General features: G+C 69.8%; 16 protein-coding genes, 1 tRNA gene and 2 pseudogenes. 8 read left to right on the top strand and 11 right to left on the bottom strand.

The window, feature by feature from the left end; all coding sequences use genetic code 11:
- Positions 1 to 246 precede the first annotated feature (246 nt).
- Positions 247 to 2025: an adenylyl cyclase gene (locus tag ACTWM8_RS03340; protein WP_446212510.1), complete on the bottom strand. Its 1779-nt coding sequence runs from the start codon at positions 2023 to 2025 to the stop codon at positions 247 to 249.
- Between the two features lie 196 nt (positions 2026 to 2221).
- On the opposite strand from ACTWM8_RS03340, the gene ACTWM8_RS03335 reads away from it, so the two are divergent.
- Together ACTWM8_RS03335 and ACTWM8_RS03330 are read left to right on the top strand one after the other, a co-directional pair.
- Positions 2222 to 2521 (top strand): ArsR/SmtB family transcription factor, encoded by a 300-nt coding sequence (locus tag ACTWM8_RS03335; RefSeq protein ID WP_446212509.1) that lies wholly within the window; start codon positions 2222 to 2224, stop codon positions 2519 to 2521.
- On the top strand, positions 2518 to 2985 hold the full coding sequence (locus ACTWM8_RS03330; RefSeq protein WP_446212508.1) for an SRPBCC family protein: 468 nt from the start codon (positions 2518 to 2520) through the stop codon (positions 2983 to 2985). Before ACTWM8_RS03335 ends, ACTWM8_RS03330 begins: the two co-directional genes overlap by 4 nt.
- A gap of 345 nt (positions 2986 to 3330) precedes the next feature.
- Here ACTWM8_RS03330 and ACTWM8_RS03325 read toward each other — a convergent pair.
- The 3 genes and pseudogenes from ACTWM8_RS03325 to ACTWM8_RS03315 all read right to left on the bottom strand — a co-directional run bounded on the left by ACTWM8_RS03325 (position 3331) and on the right by ACTWM8_RS03315 (position 4859).
- Positions 3331 to 3406: transfer RNA gene (locus ACTWM8_RS03325), tRNA-Arg, on the bottom strand.
- A 393-nt stretch (positions 3407 to 3799) separates the two neighbouring features.
- Positions 3800 to 3997, bottom strand: a pseudogene (locus ACTWM8_RS03320) (hypothetical protein); the annotation flags it as partial.
- Positions 3998 to 4055: 58 nt separating this feature from the next.
- The gene (locus tag ACTWM8_RS03315; RefSeq protein ID WP_446212507.1) at positions 4056 to 4859 is read right to left on the bottom strand and encodes an L-dopachrome tautomerase-related protein; all 804 of its coding nucleotides are present in this window, start codon (positions 4857 to 4859) and stop codon (positions 4056 to 4058) included.
- Positions 4860 to 5349: 490 nt separating this feature from the next.
- On the opposite strand from ACTWM8_RS03315, the gene ACTWM8_RS03310 reads away from it, so the two are divergent.
- Positions 5350 to 5697, top strand: a complete 348-nt coding sequence (locus ACTWM8_RS03310; protein WP_446212506.1) for a nuclear transport factor 2 family protein — start codon at positions 5350 to 5352, stop codon at positions 5695 to 5697.
- Between the two features lie 139 nt (positions 5698 to 5836).
- Here ACTWM8_RS03310 and ACTWM8_RS03305 read toward each other — a convergent pair whose 3' ends face one another.
- A complete protein-coding gene (locus ACTWM8_RS03305; protein ID WP_446212505.1) occupies positions 5837 to 7870 on the bottom strand; it encodes an amylo-alpha-1,6-glucosidase in 2034 nt (677 codons plus the stop codon).
- Entirely contained in the window at positions 7867 to 8244 is a 378-nt protein-coding gene (locus tag ACTWM8_RS03300; protein WP_446212504.1) for an SCP2 sterol-binding domain-containing protein, read from the bottom strand. Before ACTWM8_RS03300 ends, ACTWM8_RS03305 begins: the two co-directional genes overlap by 4 nt.
- 265 nt (positions 8245 to 8509) lie before the next feature.
- Between ACTWM8_RS03300 and ACTWM8_RS03295 the strand changes: the two are divergent.
- From ACTWM8_RS03295 to ACTWM8_RS03280, 4 genes and pseudogenes are all read left to right on the top strand, one after another.
- Positions 8510 to 8673: pseudogene (locus ACTWM8_RS03295) on the top strand (IS110 family transposase); the annotation flags it as partial.
- 408 nt (positions 8674 to 9081) lie between these two features.
- The gene (locus ACTWM8_RS03290) at positions 9082 to 9558 is read left to right on the top strand and encodes a hypothetical protein (protein ID WP_446212503.1); all 477 of its coding nucleotides are present in this window, start codon (positions 9082 to 9084) and stop codon (positions 9556 to 9558) included.
- Positions 9559 to 10012: 454 nt separating this feature from the next.
- A complete protein-coding gene (locus tag ACTWM8_RS03285; RefSeq protein WP_446212502.1) occupies positions 10013 to 10423 on the top strand; it encodes a hypothetical protein in 411 nt (136 codons plus the stop codon).
- Positions 10424 to 10861: 438 nt separating this feature from the next.
- Positions 10862 to 11059 (top strand): hypothetical protein, encoded by a 198-nt coding sequence (locus ACTWM8_RS03280; protein WP_210774918.1) that lies wholly within the window; start codon positions 10862 to 10864, stop codon positions 11057 to 11059.
- Between the two features lie 82 nt (positions 11060 to 11141).
- Here the strand turns inward: ACTWM8_RS03280 and ACTWM8_RS03275 are convergent, their stop codons facing one another.
- Entirely contained in the window at positions 11142 to 12188 is a 1047-nt protein-coding gene (locus tag ACTWM8_RS03275; RefSeq protein WP_446214449.1) for a fatty acid desaturase family protein, read from the bottom strand.
- A gap of 32 nt (positions 12189 to 12220) precedes the next feature.
- Entirely contained in the window at positions 12221 to 12385 is a 165-nt protein-coding gene (locus ACTWM8_RS03270; protein ID WP_377604848.1) for a hypothetical protein, read from the bottom strand.
- Between the two features lie 337 nt (positions 12386 to 12722).
- On the opposite strand from ACTWM8_RS03270, the gene ACTWM8_RS03265 reads away from it, so the two are divergent.
- On the top strand, positions 12723 to 13535 hold the full coding sequence (locus ACTWM8_RS03265; protein ID WP_446212501.1) for a SigB/SigF/SigG family RNA polymerase sigma factor: 813 nt from the start codon (positions 12723 to 12725) through the stop codon (positions 13533 to 13535).
- A 33-nt stretch (positions 13536 to 13568) separates the two neighbouring features.
- Here ACTWM8_RS03265 and ACTWM8_RS03260 read toward each other — a convergent pair whose 3' ends face one another.
- From ACTWM8_RS03260 to ACTWM8_RS03250, 3 genes are read right to left on the bottom strand one after another with little or no spacing between them, the layout of a single operon-like run.
- On the bottom strand, positions 13569 to 15059 hold the full coding sequence (locus ACTWM8_RS03260; RefSeq protein WP_446212500.1) for a glycoside hydrolase family 130 protein: 1491 nt from the start codon (positions 15057 to 15059) through the stop codon (positions 13569 to 13571).
- Positions 15056 to 16108 carry a glycosyltransferase gene (locus ACTWM8_RS03255; RefSeq protein ID WP_446212499.1) on the bottom strand — a complete coding sequence of 351 codons (1053 nt, stop codon included), beginning with the start codon at positions 16106 to 16108 and terminating at the stop codon, positions 15056 to 15058. Before ACTWM8_RS03255 ends, ACTWM8_RS03260 begins: the two co-directional genes overlap by 4 nt.
- The gene (locus tag ACTWM8_RS03250; RefSeq protein ID WP_446212498.1) at positions 16105 to 17241 is read right to left on the bottom strand and encodes a glycosyltransferase; all 1137 of its coding nucleotides are present in this window, start codon (positions 17239 to 17241) and stop codon (positions 16105 to 16107) included. Before ACTWM8_RS03250 ends, ACTWM8_RS03255 begins: the two co-directional genes overlap by 4 nt.
- Between the last annotated feature and the right edge of the window lie 15 nt (positions 17242 to 17256).

The raw sequence follows: 17256 nt of genomic DNA, 5'->3' as shown, positions 1-17256 counted from the left end.
CGGCGGCCCCCGTGCTGACGCGGATTGTGGACACCGATGATCCCGGCCCGGAGCGGACTCGCCCCCTCGATCGCGTCCGCCCGGCCCGTGACCTGCGATCCTCAGTGCATTTCGAGCCTATGCGGGCACGCACCGCGCCGCTCAGCAAGAAGGCGCAGCGCTTTCGGAGCGAATCGTGTTACATGACCGCCCGCCCCCGGTATGGGGACGGGCGGTCACCGCCGCGCGGTCGCCCGCACGCCGTGCTCACGGGTAACTGATCACCGGGCTGGTGCCGTAGCTGCCGACGACCGGGGTGCCGACCTCGTTGACGGTCTTCTCGATGCCGCCGCTGCCGTCGAGGAAGACGGTCACCATGTCGTGGAAGCGGACCCCGGGCCGGCGCGGCGCCTCGATCGCCCGGTCGCAGCGGATGTCCACGCCCTGGTTGAAGTGGGAGTAGACGCCCAGCCCCCAGGCCTCGTGCTCGCGTACCCGGTCGCCGACCTTGTAGGACGCCCAGCCCCGGCCGGTCGGGCTGGTCCAGGCGGCCTGGCTCGGCGGGTCGTAGGGCAGCTCGCTCTGGTAGAAGATCGTCCGGCCGCGCTCGCCGTTCCAGATGGTCTGGTAGCGCTGGTAGTGCTCCACGAAGAGCCCGTAGGCCGTCACGTCGTCGCCGTTGACGATCACGCCGGTGCCGGCGGTGTTGGCCGTCCAGCCGATGCCGTTGCCGTGGTCGCCGCGCCAGGCCCAGACGTTGTCGATCAGCGTGTGGTCGCTCTCCACCACCAGGCTGGTCCGCGCGCGCCCGACCCAGGGACCGCCGATGCGGAAGAAGACGTCCTGCACCGAGATCGGGTCGTCGGCGTGATCGCGACGGGAGTGCCGGTGGCCGATCTGGACCAGCACGTCCGATTCCGCCTCGCCGGCGTCGACCAGGATGCCGGCGATGCGGACGCCGTCGACGTCGGCGACCCGCAGCGCGGCGTCGCCGCCGGTCGGGGCGAGGCTCGGCATGCCGAGGCCGAGCACCACGGTGCCCGGGTGGATGACCCGCAGCGCGCGGTCCAGGCGGTAGACGCCCGGGGTGAGCAGCAGGTGCCGGCCACGCGCCAACTCCCGGTTGATCCGCTGCGCGTCGTGGCTCGGACGGGCGATGAAGAAGTCCCGCAGCGGCAGCGAGCGGGTCGTGCCGCCGCCGGCCGCCCAACTGGTGCCGGCGGTGTCGCGACGCAGCCCCGGCACGGCGACCCGCCAGCGGCCGACGGAGTCCACGAACAGGTACGGCTTCTCCCGGGTCACCGGGCTGGTCGGCAGCGTGGTGTACGGCGGGTTCGGGAAGCCCTGGGCGGGCGCGCCGAGCACGCCGGAGAAGACCTGGTTCCAGACCCCGTTGGTCCAGTCGCCGCCCAGCTCGCTGTCGCGGGTGAGCCACTGCTGCTGGGAGCCGTTGATGGTGATGCCGTCCACCTTGGAGTCGGCGATGAAGCCGCCGCTGGAGTAGCCGCCGTTGCCGGGCTCCAGCCAGAGGATGCCCTTGACGTGCACCCGACGCATCGGCGACGCCTGGGAGACGGCCCACTGGTTCGACCAGTCGGTGGGGGTGATGGCGAGGTTCTCCGCCGAACGCCAGAAGTTCGTCAGCGCGGAGATGCCGGCCGGGGAGTTCGGGTCGGGCTGGCCGACGACGCGTACCGCGCCGTGGATCTCCACGTCGTCCGGGTGCTCGCCCAGGCCGGCCACGGTCGTGTAGTAGCCCAGCCGGGCGTTCACCTCGTAGCGGCCGGGCTTGAAGAGCACCGCGTACCGGTCGGTGCCCATCTCGTTGTGCTCCTGCCGGGCGAAGAGCCGGTCCACCGTGGACTGGATCTCGGCGGCCGGGGTGCTCGGGTCGTAGACGAAGACGTTCGGGCCGAAGTCGGGCTCGTCCTCGTGGCGGGCGGGAGCGGCGGAGGCGGCGGGGGCGGGGGCGAGCCCCGCCGCGGCGGCGGTCGCGGCAGCGAGGGTGAAGAGCTGCCGGCGGGACGGGTGGAGGTGGGCTGTCATCGACCTACCTGTCGGTGTGGGCTGCCGACCGGTGCGGTGAGAGCGCTCTCTCAGCGGCACGGCGGGCATCCGGCTGACGTGGGTGGGAATGAGCTTGTTTCTACCCCGCCGTGCCCGATTGCGCCAGAGGGAACGGCCCTTGACAGGGGTATCGGAAAGCCTAGACTTACCGTTCGTGGCCACTTACCAAGGGCGGATGTTGGACGCCCTGGGCGACGCGACCCGGCGGTCCGTCCTCGAACTGCTTGCCGCCGGCCCCCGTTCCGTCGCCGAGATCGCGGCCGAGCTGCCGGTCAGCCGTCCCGCGGTCTCGCAACACCTCAAGGTCCTCAAGGAAGCCCGACTCGTCTCGTCCACCGCTGTGGGCACCCGCCGCGTCTACGCGCTCGACCCGCAGGGTCTGGCCGCCGTACGCGGCTACTTCGACCAGTTCTGGAATCACGCCCTGGCCGCGTTCGCGCAGGCCGTGGAGCAACCGCCCGAGGAGACACCGTGACAACCACCGAGCTCACCGTCGTACGCACCAGCGTCGAGGTCGCCGCCCCGCCCGAGCACGCCTTCACCGTCTTCACCGCCGGCATGGACCGCTGGTGGGAACGCTCGCACCATCTGCTCTCCGGCGAACTCAAGCAGGTCGGCGTCGACCCGCACGTCGGCGGACGACTCTGGGAGGAGAACGACGCCGGCGAGGTCTGCGTCTGGGGCACGGTCCTCACCTGGGATCCGCCGCGCACCTTCGCCTTCGCCTGGCTGATCGGCCCCGACTGGAAGGTCCCGCCGCCGGACGCGACCGGCAGCCGGGTCACGGTCACCTTCACCCCCACCGAGACCGGCACCCGGGTCGACCTGGTCCACGACCAGCTCGACGCGCACGGGGCCGGCTGGGAGGGCGTCCGGGACGCGGTGGCCGGTGAGGGCGGTTGGCCGGCCGGGTTGCGGCTGTACGCGGCGACCGTCTGACCGGTGCGCTGCGAGGGGTCGGTCCGTCGGGCCGACCCCGCTGCCTCCGGATGCCCGCCCTCAGCCGGCGGCGTCGCACCGGAACTCGGCGAGCGCCAGCGGACCGGTGCCGAGGTGGCCCTTGGCCCGGCAGCGTCAGCAATTCTGAGCCGCCGGGCCAAGGGCGCCGTCCGTCGGGTGGGCGTCTTGCCCCGTTGATACAAGCAGAGGTACCTGTGGGCGGGAGGCAATCAGGATCTTCGCTGCGTCGATGTCCCTCGTCACGTCGCCGGCTCGCTTGCAGGAGGGCCAGTGGGGCGGGGAGGTCCCGAAGCGGGGGAATGACCGGTGATCAAGGGTGTGACCTGGTGCCCCCGGCAGGATTCGAACCTGCGACACACGGTTTAGGAAACCGATGCTCTATCCCCTGAGCTACGAGGGCGCGAGTGACCAGTCTAGCGACCTGCGCGCCGACCCGGGGTGGCAGGGAGCGGCCGCTGTTCACCCGCGTTCTCCGTGCTGGTCAGACCGGGCGACGACCACACGGGCCCTCTTGCTGATCTTGCTTGCTGGCCGGCGTTGACCCGCGTTGGCGCCGGTTGGCCCCTGGCGGCTTCCGCTGGAGAGCACACACCACGCACATCATCGAAGATCAAAGATGTGATGTATCCGGGGTATCAGGGTCGGGCAGGAGGCCCTGAGCCCGGAGTTGGGCGGCGGTGGACCTCGGCGGCGGGCGGCTGGTCCATCCCCCTGGTCGATGACACGCTGCAGGAGACGCGGGACACCCTGGCCCACAGGTTCCACGAACAGCTCGCCGAGACCACCGATCCGGCGCCAGCAGCGGCGTGAACCGCTGCACCCAGCGGTAGACGGTGACGTGATCGACCTCCACACCACGCTCGACCAGCAACTCCTCAACGTCCCGATAGGACCGATTGAAGGGCAGATACCAGAGCACGGCGACGACGATGACCTCGGGCGGGAACCGGAACCCCCGCGAACGCCGAGTGCGGAGGCAGCCACGGACCAGGAAGGGTCGACCCCACCTGCGGGACCTCGAAGATCACGACCGCCGTGAAAGGCGGAGGCTAGGGAAGTTCGCGGAGTAGGTGAGCGTCGGCTGACAGGCGGGCGGCGGTCACCCCAACTGCCGTCGGCCGGCTCAGCGCAGCAGCACCGGTCCGGCGTGGATCGGGGTGCGGAACAGGGCGTACGGCTTGCGGCGCAGGTCTTGTCCGCGCTGGTATTTCGGCTGCCGATGCAGCTGGTTCGCGGTGACGTACAGGTGGCCGTCCGCAGCCACGGACAGGTTGTCGGGCCAAAGCAGCCGCACCGTCGTGCACCACGGTCTCGAACTCGCCGTCCGGCCGACGCCGCAGCACCGCGTTGTTCTCGTACGAGGTCAGGTAGAGCCGGCCGGCATCGTCGGTCTCCAGGCCGTCGGAGCCGCCGCCCTTGTCACCCTCGTCCACCACCGTCGCGGCGACTTCAGCGTCGGTGAGCGTCCGGTCGGCCAGGGCGTCGGTGGCGACGCTGTACCAGCGGCGGGAGGCGAGCGGGCAGTAGTGGAGACGGGAGCCGTCGGCGGAGATGGCGATGCCGTCGGAGCCAATGGTCACCGGCCTGGGCGGCCTGTCGGCGGGCCGCTCCAGGAAGGGCCGTCCCTCCACCACGGGCCGGAAGGAGTGCACTGATTCGGCCTTGGTGGACGGGTGGTCGTGCAGCCGGCGCCAGGAGGCGCCGCTGGCGAGATCGACGACAATGATCCCGTTCGGACCGAAGTCGGAGGAGTCGTTGATGTAGGCGATGCCGGCGTCGCTGCGGCCTAGGTCGAAGCGGACGTCGTTGAGGTACGTCGAGGGCAGCGCCACGTCGGTCGGGAACGTGATCACCTGCGCGACGGTGTCCGTGTCCAGGTCGATCCGGACCAGCTTGGGCCCGCCTCTACCTGGCCACCGTGGGTCGCGGCGTTGAACATGGCCGCGGTCACCCGCGGCGGCCACGTGGCCGGGGTGATTTTCCATTCGGACCGCGGCAGTGAGTACTCGGTCTGCGACGGGCTCTCACCGATCAACTACGAACGATCAACGCCCCGGGCGCTGAAGGCTCAAACCGCATAACGAAGTCCTCCACGCTTCCAGGGGATTGACACTGAACTGCGGTAGGAGAAGGAGAGCCCGCGGAAGGCAGCCGCCTATTTTGCAAAGGAGATGGATCGGTGACCAGCCGCTTCCGTTTCATCTCCACCCACCGTGCCGCCTACGGCGTCAAGCGGCCCTGTCGGGTCCTGGCCGTCTCCCGCTCCGGGTTCCGCCCGCCAAGATGGGTGGAGCTGATAGCGTCAGTTGGGACAAGTCTTGACATCCGCACGTCGGGGTAGCCATGGTTCGTAATCCGAAAGACGTATTTGCCCACCATACACAGGCCCTCGCGGCCGAGGATCTGGACGAGATCGTCGCCGACTACATCGACGACGCCGTCTACATCACGCCAGCGGGTGTCCGGCGCGGCAAGGCGGGCGTGCGAAAGGGGTTCGAGGAACTTCTGACCGATTTGCCCGGGGCACGCTGGGAGCTGCCGACCCAGATATTCGAGAACGACACACTGTTCCTCGAGTGGGCCGCGGATTCACGGAAGAACCGGGCGGTCGACGGCACCGACACGTTCGTCTTCCAGGATGGGCTGATCCGCCTGCAGACCGTGCGCTACACCCTCCTACCGAGAGACTGACCGGCACCGCGTCCGGGGGCGCCCTCCAGAGGCCAGCCAGGCTGAGCAGGGCTTGGTAGACGTCGGCTCTGCGTTCGTAGCGGGCCGATTGAAGCAGTCCGCCCAGCCGGGTCAGCGGCGGTCTGAGGATGAGTAGCTGCTACCGGTGGCGGCCGAGGGCGTCTATCCGCCCCCACCGTCCAGGAATGTCGAGCAGTTCGAGCCGGCCAATCAGCTTCGGCAACGCGGGCCGGATAATCAGATGATCAGCGTGCGGTTCAAGGCCGAGAATCACGCGCAGCAGCAGCAGCGGGGCGCCTGATGACAACGCCCGAGGACTACAGGCGGCGGGATACTCGACCGGGTACTCCGTCAGCGCTCGGTCATAACCGGCGAACGCCTCCGGTAGCCGCCCGTCGAAAAACTCGGCCGCCTCGATCATCGCCTCAGCGATCCGCCCCGCCTCTTCGGAAAGGCCACAACGGCGCAATCCCCAGGCGATGAAAGAGTTGTCGAAGGGCCACACCGTACCCACGTGACGGCCGACCGGATTGTACCGCTCCGCATCCACGGCCAGGGTCCGCACGCCCCAACCAGAGAACAACTTCGGGCCGAGCAAATGCTCGGCGACCTTACCGACCCGGGACTCATCCACGATACCGCTCCAGAGCAGATGGCCCATGTTCGACGCGAGTGCGTCGACCGGTCTGCCCTCGGCGTCGAGGGCGAGGGCATAGTACTGCCGATCCTCAATCCAGAAGTCCCGGTTGAACCGCTCCTTGAGGTCGGCGGCCTCTCGCTCCAGCCGGTCGGCGTACGCCGGGTCACCCCAGAACCGTCGGGCCAGCCGAGCACCTCGGAGCTTGGCGTCGTACGCGTAACCCTGCAACTCGCAGGTCGCTCGCGGGAATCCGGGCAGCCGGCCATCGTTGTAGGAGATCGAATCCCAGGAGTCCTTCCAGCACTGATTCACCAGGCCGCTCTGCTCGTTGCGGCGCTGATACCAGACGTAGCCATTGCCCATGATGTCGGCGTACGTGTCGAGCCAGGCGAGCGCGGCACGTGCCTCGTATTCGAGCTCGTGCACCACCGCGTCGTCACCGGTCCACCGCTCGTACTCGTCGAGCAATATCACGTAGAGCGGGGTGGAGTCGGCGCTGCCGAAGTATGCCGTGTGCGGCTGCTCCTCGAACACGGCCGACTCCCCGTAGCGGAACTCGTGCAGGATTTTCCCCGGCTCCTCCTCGCGGAAATCGTCCAGCCGGCTGCCCTGTGGAACTGCCAACGCGAACAGCGTCGCCTCGGCGAGCTCCGGCAGGAACGGCAGTGCCTGCAGGCTGGTGAGGATGCTGTCCCGGCCGAAGACCGTCATGAACCACGGCAGGCCGGCCGCCATCAGGGTCCGGATCCGCCCGCCGGAGACCAGCGGTGTATAGCGCAGCGAGGCGAGATCGATGATGCTCCTTCGGTACGTCCTCATCAGTGGCTCGAAGTCGCACACCAGACGCGGTGCCTGGTCCAGCCAGAGCTGCAGATCCTCCCGCAGCTTCCGCTTTGCCCGGCTGATGGGTTGGCCACGCAGGCTCAGGCGAACCTCCTGCCCATCCGGGCCTAGCGTCGCCACACGCAGTTGGGTGACCCACTTCCCGTGCGGTTCGAGTCGGATGGCAAAGGTCAGCCCATTCTCATCGATCTCTGCTGACGCACTGGACGAGATCACCGTCTCTCGGCGGAACGTTTCCCGGTCGTAGCCCAGCCGCAGGCACCCGTCGTCGATCCGCGCGGAATACCTGCCTTTCTTTTGTCGCATGTCCTTGATCTCGAACAGATCGGCGAAATCGCTGCCCACCTCCAAGCGGACAGTGAGGTCGACCAACTTGTTTTCGTGGTTGAGAACCGTCAGCTCCTCGTCAAAACCTGCGCCAACCGAACGCTGACGGATCACTGTCACCTTCGCGTCGATGTAGTGGGTTGGGGCGCCCGGAACGAGAAAGAACCGCGTCTCGAAATACTGAAGATCATTGACAGCGAGTGCCGTCAGTCGCTCGCCATTGATACTTAGATGCCATCTCGACAAGAATCTGGTGTCAAACGAGAACAACCCGGTGGGCACCGACGGCAACGCATCAATGTCGCCACTGCCGTCGCTGATCACGAAAGTATTGCCATCCAGAATACTGATCAAGTCGCTCATCGTGCCAGCCTCCCGGGCCCGCCGGCCAGATTTCGTGGGTCACGTGCCCCAACAGGTCCTGGAAAGAGCCGTTCGAAGGCGCGGAACAGATCCGTCCTTCCCGCGATGTGAATCCGGTATCCCAACCACGCCACCATCGCATTCCCCTCGCCCGTGACAAAGCGGCAGAACAATTTTCTGTTAGCCCGGATGAGACAGTCGGCGTCACGCTTCTCCCGCGATACGTCCATGTCGCCAGCTTTGATGTCGACGAACCAATATTCAATCCGCCCGTCCGCAACCAGATCGCAGCGGATAGTGCCCGTGATCTTCCTAATTGCCGCGTCATGCCGCAGGGTGAGCGCGGTGAAGAACTCCGCAATCGGGTCTGCCATTCGCCATCCCCTCCGCCCGCCTCGATCCGATAACCGTTAGTCATAATCGCCTCACCAACGGTAGCGTGGATCACTCGCAGCGGGTGAGATTCGGGCGGGACCAGCGCCGATGATTGTCGGCGCGCAGGATGCGGTAGAGGTGGAGATCGAGGCCAGGTAGGCGGCTTCATCGAGCAGCGTCGCGAATGCCTCGGTCACGGTGGTGTCGACGAAACCGGTCGCTGTCGAGCACCGCCAGGACGTGGGCGCGTTCGGTGTCGTTCGCCTCGCCGACCCCGTCAGCCGCCTACTACGACCGCAAACGCGCCGAGGCAAACGCCACAACGCAGCCCTCATCTGCCTCGCCCGCCATGCTGCGACGTCCTCTACGCCATGCTCCGAGACAAGATCCCCTACCAACCCCGCCCAGCGGCACCCATCACCGCTTGACGACACCCATAGGGACACCCCGTGGAGCGATCGCCGCTCCGGTAGCCGAGCTCGGCAGTCCGTCCCCGACGTCCACGAGATTGACCCGGCCGATCAGGTCGCCCGTGATCGCTTACGACGACATGGATGAGGCACAGGCCGGCCGTCCCGCTCGGCGCGCAGGGCACGATGACGGGCGGGGAACTTGGCGAAGTGCCCGTTGTCCACGATCCAGTATGGACCGCGCGATATATCCGGTTCTCGCTGGAAAGCCAGCAAGGCATCCGCCTGGTCGGCCCGGAGCCGCTTCAATTTGATCGCGCCTGACCCCCCACGGCCACGGCCACGGCCACGGCCACGGCCACGGCCACGGCCACGGCCACGGCCGGATTTTAGTAGGCTGCAACGCTTGTCGATCAGGGAGTTGGCATGCGCGTGTTCTCCTACCGCTCGGCACGCCCGTGGCTGATTCGCCTCGGGCTGCTCGGCCAGTTGGTGCTGCTGACCAGCCTCGGGGCCACCCCCGCACACGCCTCGCCAGCCGGTCACCACCCTGCGACAGCGGCCGTGGCCGTGTCGGGCAGCATCGGCGCCGCGGCACGGGCGGTGGATACCGGACCACCGCCCGGCAACGCTGCCCCTCCTGGCGGCACACCCATGGCCCTCGTCGGCGACACGGCGGCGTACGGCTCGACCGACACCGACTCAGACGATTCGTCGCCGCTGAACGGGCCCCTTCGGAGTGCCCTGGCGGGTGGCCTCGGCGGGCTCCTGGTCGGCCTTGCCTGGAAGGTCATCCGGGTAGCCAGGGAGCGACGGGAGCAGAGGGCGAGCCCGCCGCCCCCACCCATCGCCAGCTCACACCGGGATTCGACGGGAACGGAAGGTTCGACGGCTCGCTCCTGACCAGCGGCATCTTGGCCTTGATCATCTCGGGTGGCGCGGGGAGCAATCAGGGACATCGCCGTGTCCACAAGGGATCGGAGCCGACATGAAACGCGGCCCACTGAGAGTTCGCCACCGACACCCCGCCGGCCACGCGGGTCGCCGCTGCGTTCACCGAACTCGCCCAAGTGATCTGACCGCGGACCCGACACGGGGTTCAACATGTCCACCGATCCGATAACGCAACAGCGCCCAGCGAACGCCCCTGCGCCGCATTGCCGGCGGTTGGTCGCGCAGCGCCCGGGCCAGCTCCACCGGTGCCGTCCGGACACACTCCGCCACCGTGCCCATGCGCCGCAGGTAAGCCCCCGCCCCGACAGCGATGCCATCACGGGGCAGCGGCGGGTCCGCTCACCGTCTACTGTCCTCGCCCATGCAAACCGAACCGATGGTGATAGACAGAGTCGACGGGCCCGTGGCGATCGAGGTGAAGGCCCTGGGCAGTCCGCGGGTCCTGGTGGGCGGTATCCCGGAGACCGGCCGCCGGAACGTCTTCGAACTGCCCGCGGTGGGCGGCGGGACGGTCCGCGCCAAGCTGAAGAACAACCTCCTCGACCCGTACCCCGTCATCGAGATCGACGGGGTGAAACACCGGACCGGGCCGGAGACGCCGGCCGTGCTCCGGATCCTGATTTTTCTCCCGTTTCTACTCGTGATCGCAGGCGGGCTCATCGGCGGTCTCTTCGGCGGGGTCGGCTTCGCTATCAACCATTCGATCGCCCGCACTGATCGATCGACCGGGGCGAAGGCAGGCCTGATGATCCTCGTGACGCTGGGCGTGTGCTTGGCATACGTGGTCCTGGCCGGCACCGTCCTGGCGGCTTAGAACCAGCCGGCATGCCCGGCGGGCGTCTCCGGCGGAGGACCGCACCCCCGGACCCCTGACGCCCGCCGCTACGGACTCACGGCGAGGAAGGCGAACGCCGCGAGCAGCACCACATGCACCCCGGCCTGGAAGACGGCCTCCCGACTCCGCGGTCAGCACACCGTTCACGACGATAAGCGCGAGCAGCGTCAGCTGCGCGAAGTGCCCTTGAGAATCTACGGATCAGAACGTGTCGCGGCCGGCGGGCGGCCCGCTGCGGCGGGGGTGCACGACGGATGGCAACGCCGGGTATGGTTCGAGGTGTGTCGCCGGGCGGTCGCCCGTGATCGAGACACCGCCACCGAGCGCCAGTGCGAGCGCCGGCCGATTACCACGAATGCGCGGCGAGAACTGCCCGCGAACCAGTGCGCTCCTCACCTGCCGAAATGGGACTGTTTCATGACATCGAACGACAATGATCGCTCCGCGTTGTTTCTCGCCACGCCGACCACCGACGAGCTCGACGACCCGGGCGTGACCTTCGACGGCAGCGAGGAGGCGATGCGGCAGCTGCGCCATCCCTTCACGGTGACCCCGACCCGCCCCTCGAAGCGGCCGACGGCGACCAGGGGTGACGACCCGGAGCAGCGCGACTGACCCGACGCCGCCGGGCACCCGGCCGAGCAGGCCGCGCCGCCATCGGGACCGCCTGCGGACCAGACCTACGAGGTACCCGGCTTCAGCGCGGGGCGGCGTCCGTCCGCGGCTCGCCGGATCCGATGTCGTCCAGGTGGCGCAGTGCCTCGGCCCAGGAGCGGCCCAGGGTGGTCTCGTGGTAGTCGATGTCGTGCTCGGCGCAGAACCGGCGAATCAATGGCCGGGCGTGGCGCAGGTTGGGGCACGGCATGCTCGGGAACAAGTGGTGTTCGATCTGATAGTTCAGCCCACCGAGCAGGGCGTCGACGAACCGCCCACCGCGGACGTTGCGCGAGGTGAGGACCTGCCTCCGCAGATAGTCGAGGTTGTCCTCGGCGTCGAGGATCGGCATGCCCTTGTGGTTGGGCGCGAACGAGCAGCCGAGGTAGAGGCCGAGCACCCCCTGGTTGACCGCGATGAACGCGACGGCCTGCGCCGGGCTCAACACCAGGAGAACGGCGGCGAGGTAGCCACCCAGGTGCAGGGCGAGCAGTCCGGCTTCGGCGGGCCGACGCGCGATGCGGCGTGGGCCGAGGAGGGCCTTCACGCCGTTGGCGTGCAGGTGCAGGCCTTCCAGCAGGAGCAGCGGGAAGAACAGGTACGCCTGGAAGCGGACGACCAGCGCACCGAGGCCACGCCGTCGCCGGGCCTGGCCGGTGGTGAAGGACAGGGGTGCCACGGTGATGTCGGGGTCCTTGCCCTCGGTGTTCGGGTGGGCGTGGTGCCGGTTGTGCTTGTCCACCCACCAGCCGTAGCTGAGCCCGGTCAGCAGGTTGCCGTGCACCATGCCGATCAGGTCGTTCCCCCGCCGCGTGCGGGCTATCTGCCGGTGCCCGGCGTCGTGGCCGATGAATCCGGCCTGCGCGAAGACCACCGCGAGGGCCGCGGCGACACCCAGCTGCCACCACGATTCACCCAACCGGGCGAACAGGCCCCACAGTCCGACGAAGGAAGCGACGACGAGGCCGATCCGCACGGTGTAGTGCCCCCGCCGCCGCTCGAGTAGACCCGCGGCCCGGACCTGCCGGGAGAGGTCGGCGTAGTCACTGCCCCGCTGGCGGTCGGCGCCAATGCTGGTGTCACTCACGATCGCATGTCCACTCGTCGCAGTCCGCCAGTTGATCAGCGGCGTCGACCCGATCCGCCCGTCACCCGCTCCATGAGCTGTCGAAGCTTCTGCTGGGTGCTGGGCTTGGCCGCCTGGGTGCGGCCGAACCGCATCAGGTCACGACCCTTCGGGCTGTTGAGCAGACCCTTGATCCGTGCAGTCATCGATCCCGACGTCACGATGCACTCCCTCCTGACGGCCGGCTACCGGGCTGACCCGGCGCCCTTTCACCTTCAGTGTCAGCCATCGCCGAGCCGTGTCGGGGCGGATTGGGTGATCCTCCCGCCGTCGCCGAGTCACCGGCCGCCACGCTGGGACACCTCATACTTTCGGCTAGCAATTGATCCGTCTTTCGGGTAGCGTTCGCGGCATCAAGTGAACGACATGACGCGGTGGCGAGGCCCGTGATCGTGGCCTTGCGACAGCGCACCAGCCCGTACGTGCGCCCCGGCGACAGCCGGTTCGGAGATCTTCCGGTCGATTCGATCAGCGGGCACGTGCGGGAAGGCCACACTCATGGTCACCACCTTCGAACCGACGACCAGCACCCGATTCGGCGAGCGCAGCAGCGCGCAGAGCGCCGACAGCGCGGATGCCCTCCTGGCGACGATGGCCGCGACCCCGGCCGGCGATCCCCGTCGCCCGGCGCTGCGGGAACGCGCCATCGAGGCGTGGTTGCCGCTCGCCCGCCACCTGGCGCGCCGCTACTCGGGACGCGGCGTACACGACGAGGATCTGGCCCAGACCGCGGTGGTCGGGCTGATCAAGGCCGTCGACAACTTCGACCCCACCCGGGGCGTCGACTTCACCGGGTACGCCATCCCGACCGTCATCGGCGAGATCAAGCGGTACTTCCGCGACCGCACCTGGGCCGTGCGGGTGCCCCGCCGCCTGCAGGAGCTTCGTCTGTCGATCACCGAGGCCAACAGCACCCTCAGCCACACCCTGGGGCGCTCACCGACCGTGGCCGACATCGCGACCTACCTCGACCTGCCCGAGGAGACGGTCCTCGAAGGACTGGAAGGGTCCCGCGCCTACCGCGCCACCTCCCTGTCCACCCCGACCGGCGCCGACGGCAGCATGGAACTCGGCGACACCCTCGGCGCCCACGACCACGGCCTCGACCTCGTCGAGCTCCGCGTCGCCCTCGGCCCGGCCCTCGCCACCCTGCCGGAACGCGAACGCCGGATCCTGAGCATGCGCTTCCACGGCAATCTCACCCAGGGTCAGATCGCCGAGCAGATCGGCATCTCGCAGATGCACGTCTCCCGGCTCATCACCCGAGCGCTGGCCACCCTGCGCGGCCACTTCTCCGCCGAGCGCCCCTGAACCACCGGTCCATCAGGCCCGCAGGCCCGGCGCTCACCCGTCCCGGCCGCCGGGCGGCGGGGATTCCACCATCGCCGCGACGAGGGCGGCCACCGGTACGGTGGCGAACCCGACCCGGGCGTCGCTGGCGCCGTACGGCAGCCACAGCTCCCCGGCGTGGACCAGCCCGCCGCAGGAGTAGACGACGTTGGGCACGTAACCGTCCCGGTCGGCCGTGTCGGGTGACAGGAGCGCGCCGGGAAGCTGCGCGATCACCCGCTCCGGTCGATACAGGTCGAGCAGGAGCGCACCGACGGCGTACCGGCGCATCGGGCCGACCCCGTGGGTGAGCACGAGCCAGCCGGCGTCGGTCTCGATGGGGGATCCGCAGTTGCCGACCTGGATCAGCTCCCAGCTGTCCCGGGGGGCGTGCAGCGGCGTCGGCTCCTGCCACCGGTTGTCGCCGTCCAGGCAGGTCAGACCGATGGTCTCGCCGTCCGCGCGGCACAGCGCGAGGTGACGGCCGCCGACGGTACGGGGGAACAGCGCGACGCCCTTGTTGCGGGCGCCCGGCCCACGCATCGGGGTCACCTCGAAGCGGCGCAGGTCGGTGCTGGCCAGCGCACGGGTCGCGATGCGCCGGCCGTCGTAGGCGGTGTAGGTGGCCCGGTACACCGGTCCGGACTCGTCGGTGAACCTGACGAACCGGGCGTCCTCCATGCCGTTGCTCTCCGCCGGAGTGGCCGGCCAGAGCACCCGTTCGTGCAGGGCCGTGTCGGCGGGGAAGGTCGTGGCGTAGCTCGCGGCGTCGATGCGGCGCAGGTGTTCGAGGGTGTCCAGCCCGGTGCTGCGCGAGAGCAGGTCCGGTGGCAGGTTGCCGAGCACCCGCTCGAAGGCAGCCTCGTCGTACCGGTCGGGCAGGGCGTCCAGCACGGTGGCGGTGACCTCGTTGTCCCAGTCCTCCTCGGCCAGGCCGGCAGCGAGCAGGTCCCGACGGTGCCGTACGCCCGTTCGCTGCCCGACCACCAGGGGGCCGGACCGGTCGGCGACGGTGAGCCGGCGCCCGGGTCCGACGATCGCCGTGGCGAACCCGATGGACGACAGGTGGCCCTCGCCGATCTGGCGCAGGCTGATCGCGACGCGCAACTGCCCGGCGTCCAGGTTGGTCTGGTCGGGGTGGGCGACCATCGACGGGTTGCACAGCGCGGCGGACTCGACCGCGTACTCGTGGCTGAAGTAGGCACCGACCAGGAGTCGGGTGGTCGGGGACAGGTCACGGGCCCGGGCGATGCGGTGCCGCACGAGGTCGTAGTGGTGGTGGAACGTGCCGGCCAGGTCGCGGTGCCGGGCGCCGAAGCGGTCGAAGGTGTCCCGCAGCAGCCTGCCGGTCTCCTCGTCGTCGAGGTGCGCGACGCGGTCGATGAGCGCTCCCGCGCGGGTGCGTACCACCGCGGCGTCTTCGCCGGGAATGAAGAGCTTGGCGATGACCCGGCGTGGATCCGGGGTGAGGGTCACGCCGTGGCGGACGGCCAGGGTCCCGGTCACGCCCACCGTCCCGCGTGCTGCAGGGTGGAGATCAGCGCGAGGGTGGATTCGGCACCCTGGTTGAGGTTGGGTCCGTGCGCGGTCAGCCCGTCGTAGCCCCCGCCGGTCTCCGGATCCCACATCACCGTGCCGACGTCGTTGTCGCCGAGGAACCACCCGACCGCCTGCCGCACCCCGGTCTCCCAGCCGGGGTCGCCGGTGACCGTGGCGGCGGTGGCGCAGGCGTCGGCGAAGGCGGCGGCCTCGATCGGCTGCTGGTCGTGGTGGAGCCGCACCGCGCCGCACCGCCACCCGCCGGCGGGTATGACCGACAGCCGCCCGTCGCGGACCTGGACGTCGCGCAGCCAGGCCAGCATCCGCAGCCCGTCGTCGAGGGGTGGGCCGCCGTGGCGTAGCTGGCTGGCGGCGATGACCACCTCGGCGAGGGCCGCGTTGGCGTACGTCAGCTGTTGCCGCGGCCAGGGCCACCGCGGGTCGGGCCCGGGTCCGCCGACCGCGCTGGCCGCGTCGGCCAGCAGCGCGGCCGCGGCGGCGTGGGCGGGGTGGCGGCGCAGTACCTCGGCCGCGCCGAGCCCGGCGAAGGCCATCGCGTGCGGAGTCGGGGCACGCCGCGTGGCACCCCTGCTGAAGGCGACCAGCGCCTCCTCCCGGATCCAGGCGGCGGGACTGCGGGCGGCGGCGGTGCCCAGCCCCCACAGCGCCCGGCCCCACCAGTCCCCGAGCGCGGGCTGGTCGGTCCAGCGCCGGTCGTGGCCGAGCCGGTTGTGGAACGCGCCGCCGGCGTCCTGCGCGTGGGTCAGGAAGGCGAGGTAGCGCTCCGCGAGCCGGAGCAGCTCCTCGGTCGGCTCCGGCTGTCGGCTGGTCACGACCAGGCCGCGGGCCACGTCGTCGGTGCAGTAGCCGTGCTCCCGGCGGACGATGGCGTGCCGGGCGTGCTCGAACAGGCCGGTGTCGTCGCTCAACCGGATGAGGTGCGCGAAGCTCGGCGCGGGGGCCGCCGATGCGCGCCGACCGACCGACGTGGTGGGTCGGCCGGTGGTCGCGGTCACGCCGACGCCGCGCTGACCACGGACGGGCGGGCGGCGGTGAGCCGCTCGGCCAGGGTGCCGTAGCGGGCCGCCACGGCCGGCCAGCGCAGGTGCGCGGCCAGTGGCTGGACGCGCCCGGCCAGCCGGGCGGCCAGGCCCGGTTCGACCAGGATCCGCCGGATCGCCGCGGCCAGCGCCGCCGGATCCTGATGGGGTACGACCAGACCGGGGCCGCCGGTGAGCAGCTCGACGGCGTGCGGGAACGCCGTGGAGACGACGGGCACTCCGGCGGCCACCGCCTCGATGAGGACGCCGGAGGTGACCTGTTCCCGGGAGTCGTAGGGCAGCACCACCACGTCGGCGGAGCGGATCAACCGGCCGAGCGCGACCTGGTCGTGGTAGACGTCCTGGTAGTCCACGGCGTGCGCGACGCCCAGCTCCGCGCCGAGTCGGTGCAGTCCCGACCGGTACGCCTCCCCCTGGTGCTCGATCACCTTCGGATGGGTCCGGCCGGCGACGGTGTAGGTGGGTGTCGGGTCGAGGTCCTGCAACCGCGCGAGGGCCCGTAACGACCACTCGACTCCCTTGCCCGGACCGAGCAGCCCCCAGGTCAGCAGGTGCGGCCGGGTACGACGGGCGACGGGTGCGCCGACGTGCTCGGCGGCACCGTGCGGGATGACGGTGACCTTGCCCGGCGGCACGGTGTAGCCGACGAGCAGCCGGTCGCGGGCCGTGTCGGTCATCGTGACGACCGCCCCGGCGGCGGTGACGATCTGCTCCAGCAGGGACTTCTGCCGGGCGGAGGGCTGGCGGAGCACGGTGTGCAGGACGACGATGCTCGGCACGGTGAGCCGGCGCAGCAGCGGCAGCACGTCCTCGCCGTCCGCGCCGGGGTAGATGCCGTACTCGTGCTGCACGACGGCCACGTCGTAGGTGTTCAAGGCGGCTGCGGCGTCCCGCCAGCCGGCCGGGGTGCGCGTCGACCAGGTGTGCACCACCCCGGGCCCGGGCCGCTGGTCGTCGCCGCGGTCGGTGACCCGCACGATGCCGCCGCGCGCGCCGTCGCCGGTCAGGTGGGCGGCGAGGGCGGAGTTGAAGGTGGCCAGTCCGCATCGGGTCGGCGGGTGGGTGCTGAGGAATCCGTAGCTGAGCATGGGTGTCGGGCCTTC

The sequence above is a fragment of the Micromonospora sp. IBSANI012 genome (genome assembly GCF_052814045.1).
The sequence above is the reverse complement of the archived record's forward strand: the minus strand, read 5'-3'. Positions and strand labels throughout refer to the sequence as shown.

Coding starts and splice junctions, on each gene's coding strand:
- ACTWM8_RS03340 (WP_446212510.1), bottom strand. CDS start 2,025: ATGACAGCCCACCTCCACCCGTCCCGCCGGCAGCTCTTCACCCTCGCT.
- ACTWM8_RS03335 (WP_446212509.1), top strand. CDS start 2,222: ATGTTGGACGCCCTGGGCGACGCGACCCGGCGGTCCGTCCTCGAACTG.
- ACTWM8_RS03300 (WP_446212504.1), bottom strand. CDS start 8,244: ATGGCAGACCCGATTGCGGAGTTCTTCACCGCGCTCACCCTGCGGCAT.
- ACTWM8_RS03305 (WP_446212505.1), bottom strand. CDS start 7,870: ATGAGCGACTTGATCAGTATTCTGGATGGCAATACTTTCGTGATCAGC.
- ACTWM8_RS03290 (WP_446212503.1), top strand. CDS start 9,082: ATGCGCGTGTTCTCCTACCGCTCGGCACGCCCGTGGCTGATTCGCCTC.
- ACTWM8_RS03280 (WP_210774918.1), top strand. CDS start 10,862: ATGACATCGAACGACAATGATCGCTCCGCGTTGTTTCTCGCCACGCCG.
- ACTWM8_RS03310 (WP_446212506.1), top strand. CDS start 5,350: ATGGTTCGTAATCCGAAAGACGTATTTGCCCACCATACACAGGCCCTC.
- ACTWM8_RS03265 (WP_446212501.1), top strand. CDS start 12,723: ATGGTCACCACCTTCGAACCGACGACCAGCACCCGATTCGGCGAGCGC.
- ACTWM8_RS03250 (WP_446212498.1), bottom strand. CDS start 17,241: ATGCTCAGCTACGGATTCCTCAGCACCCACCCGCCGACCCGATGCGGA.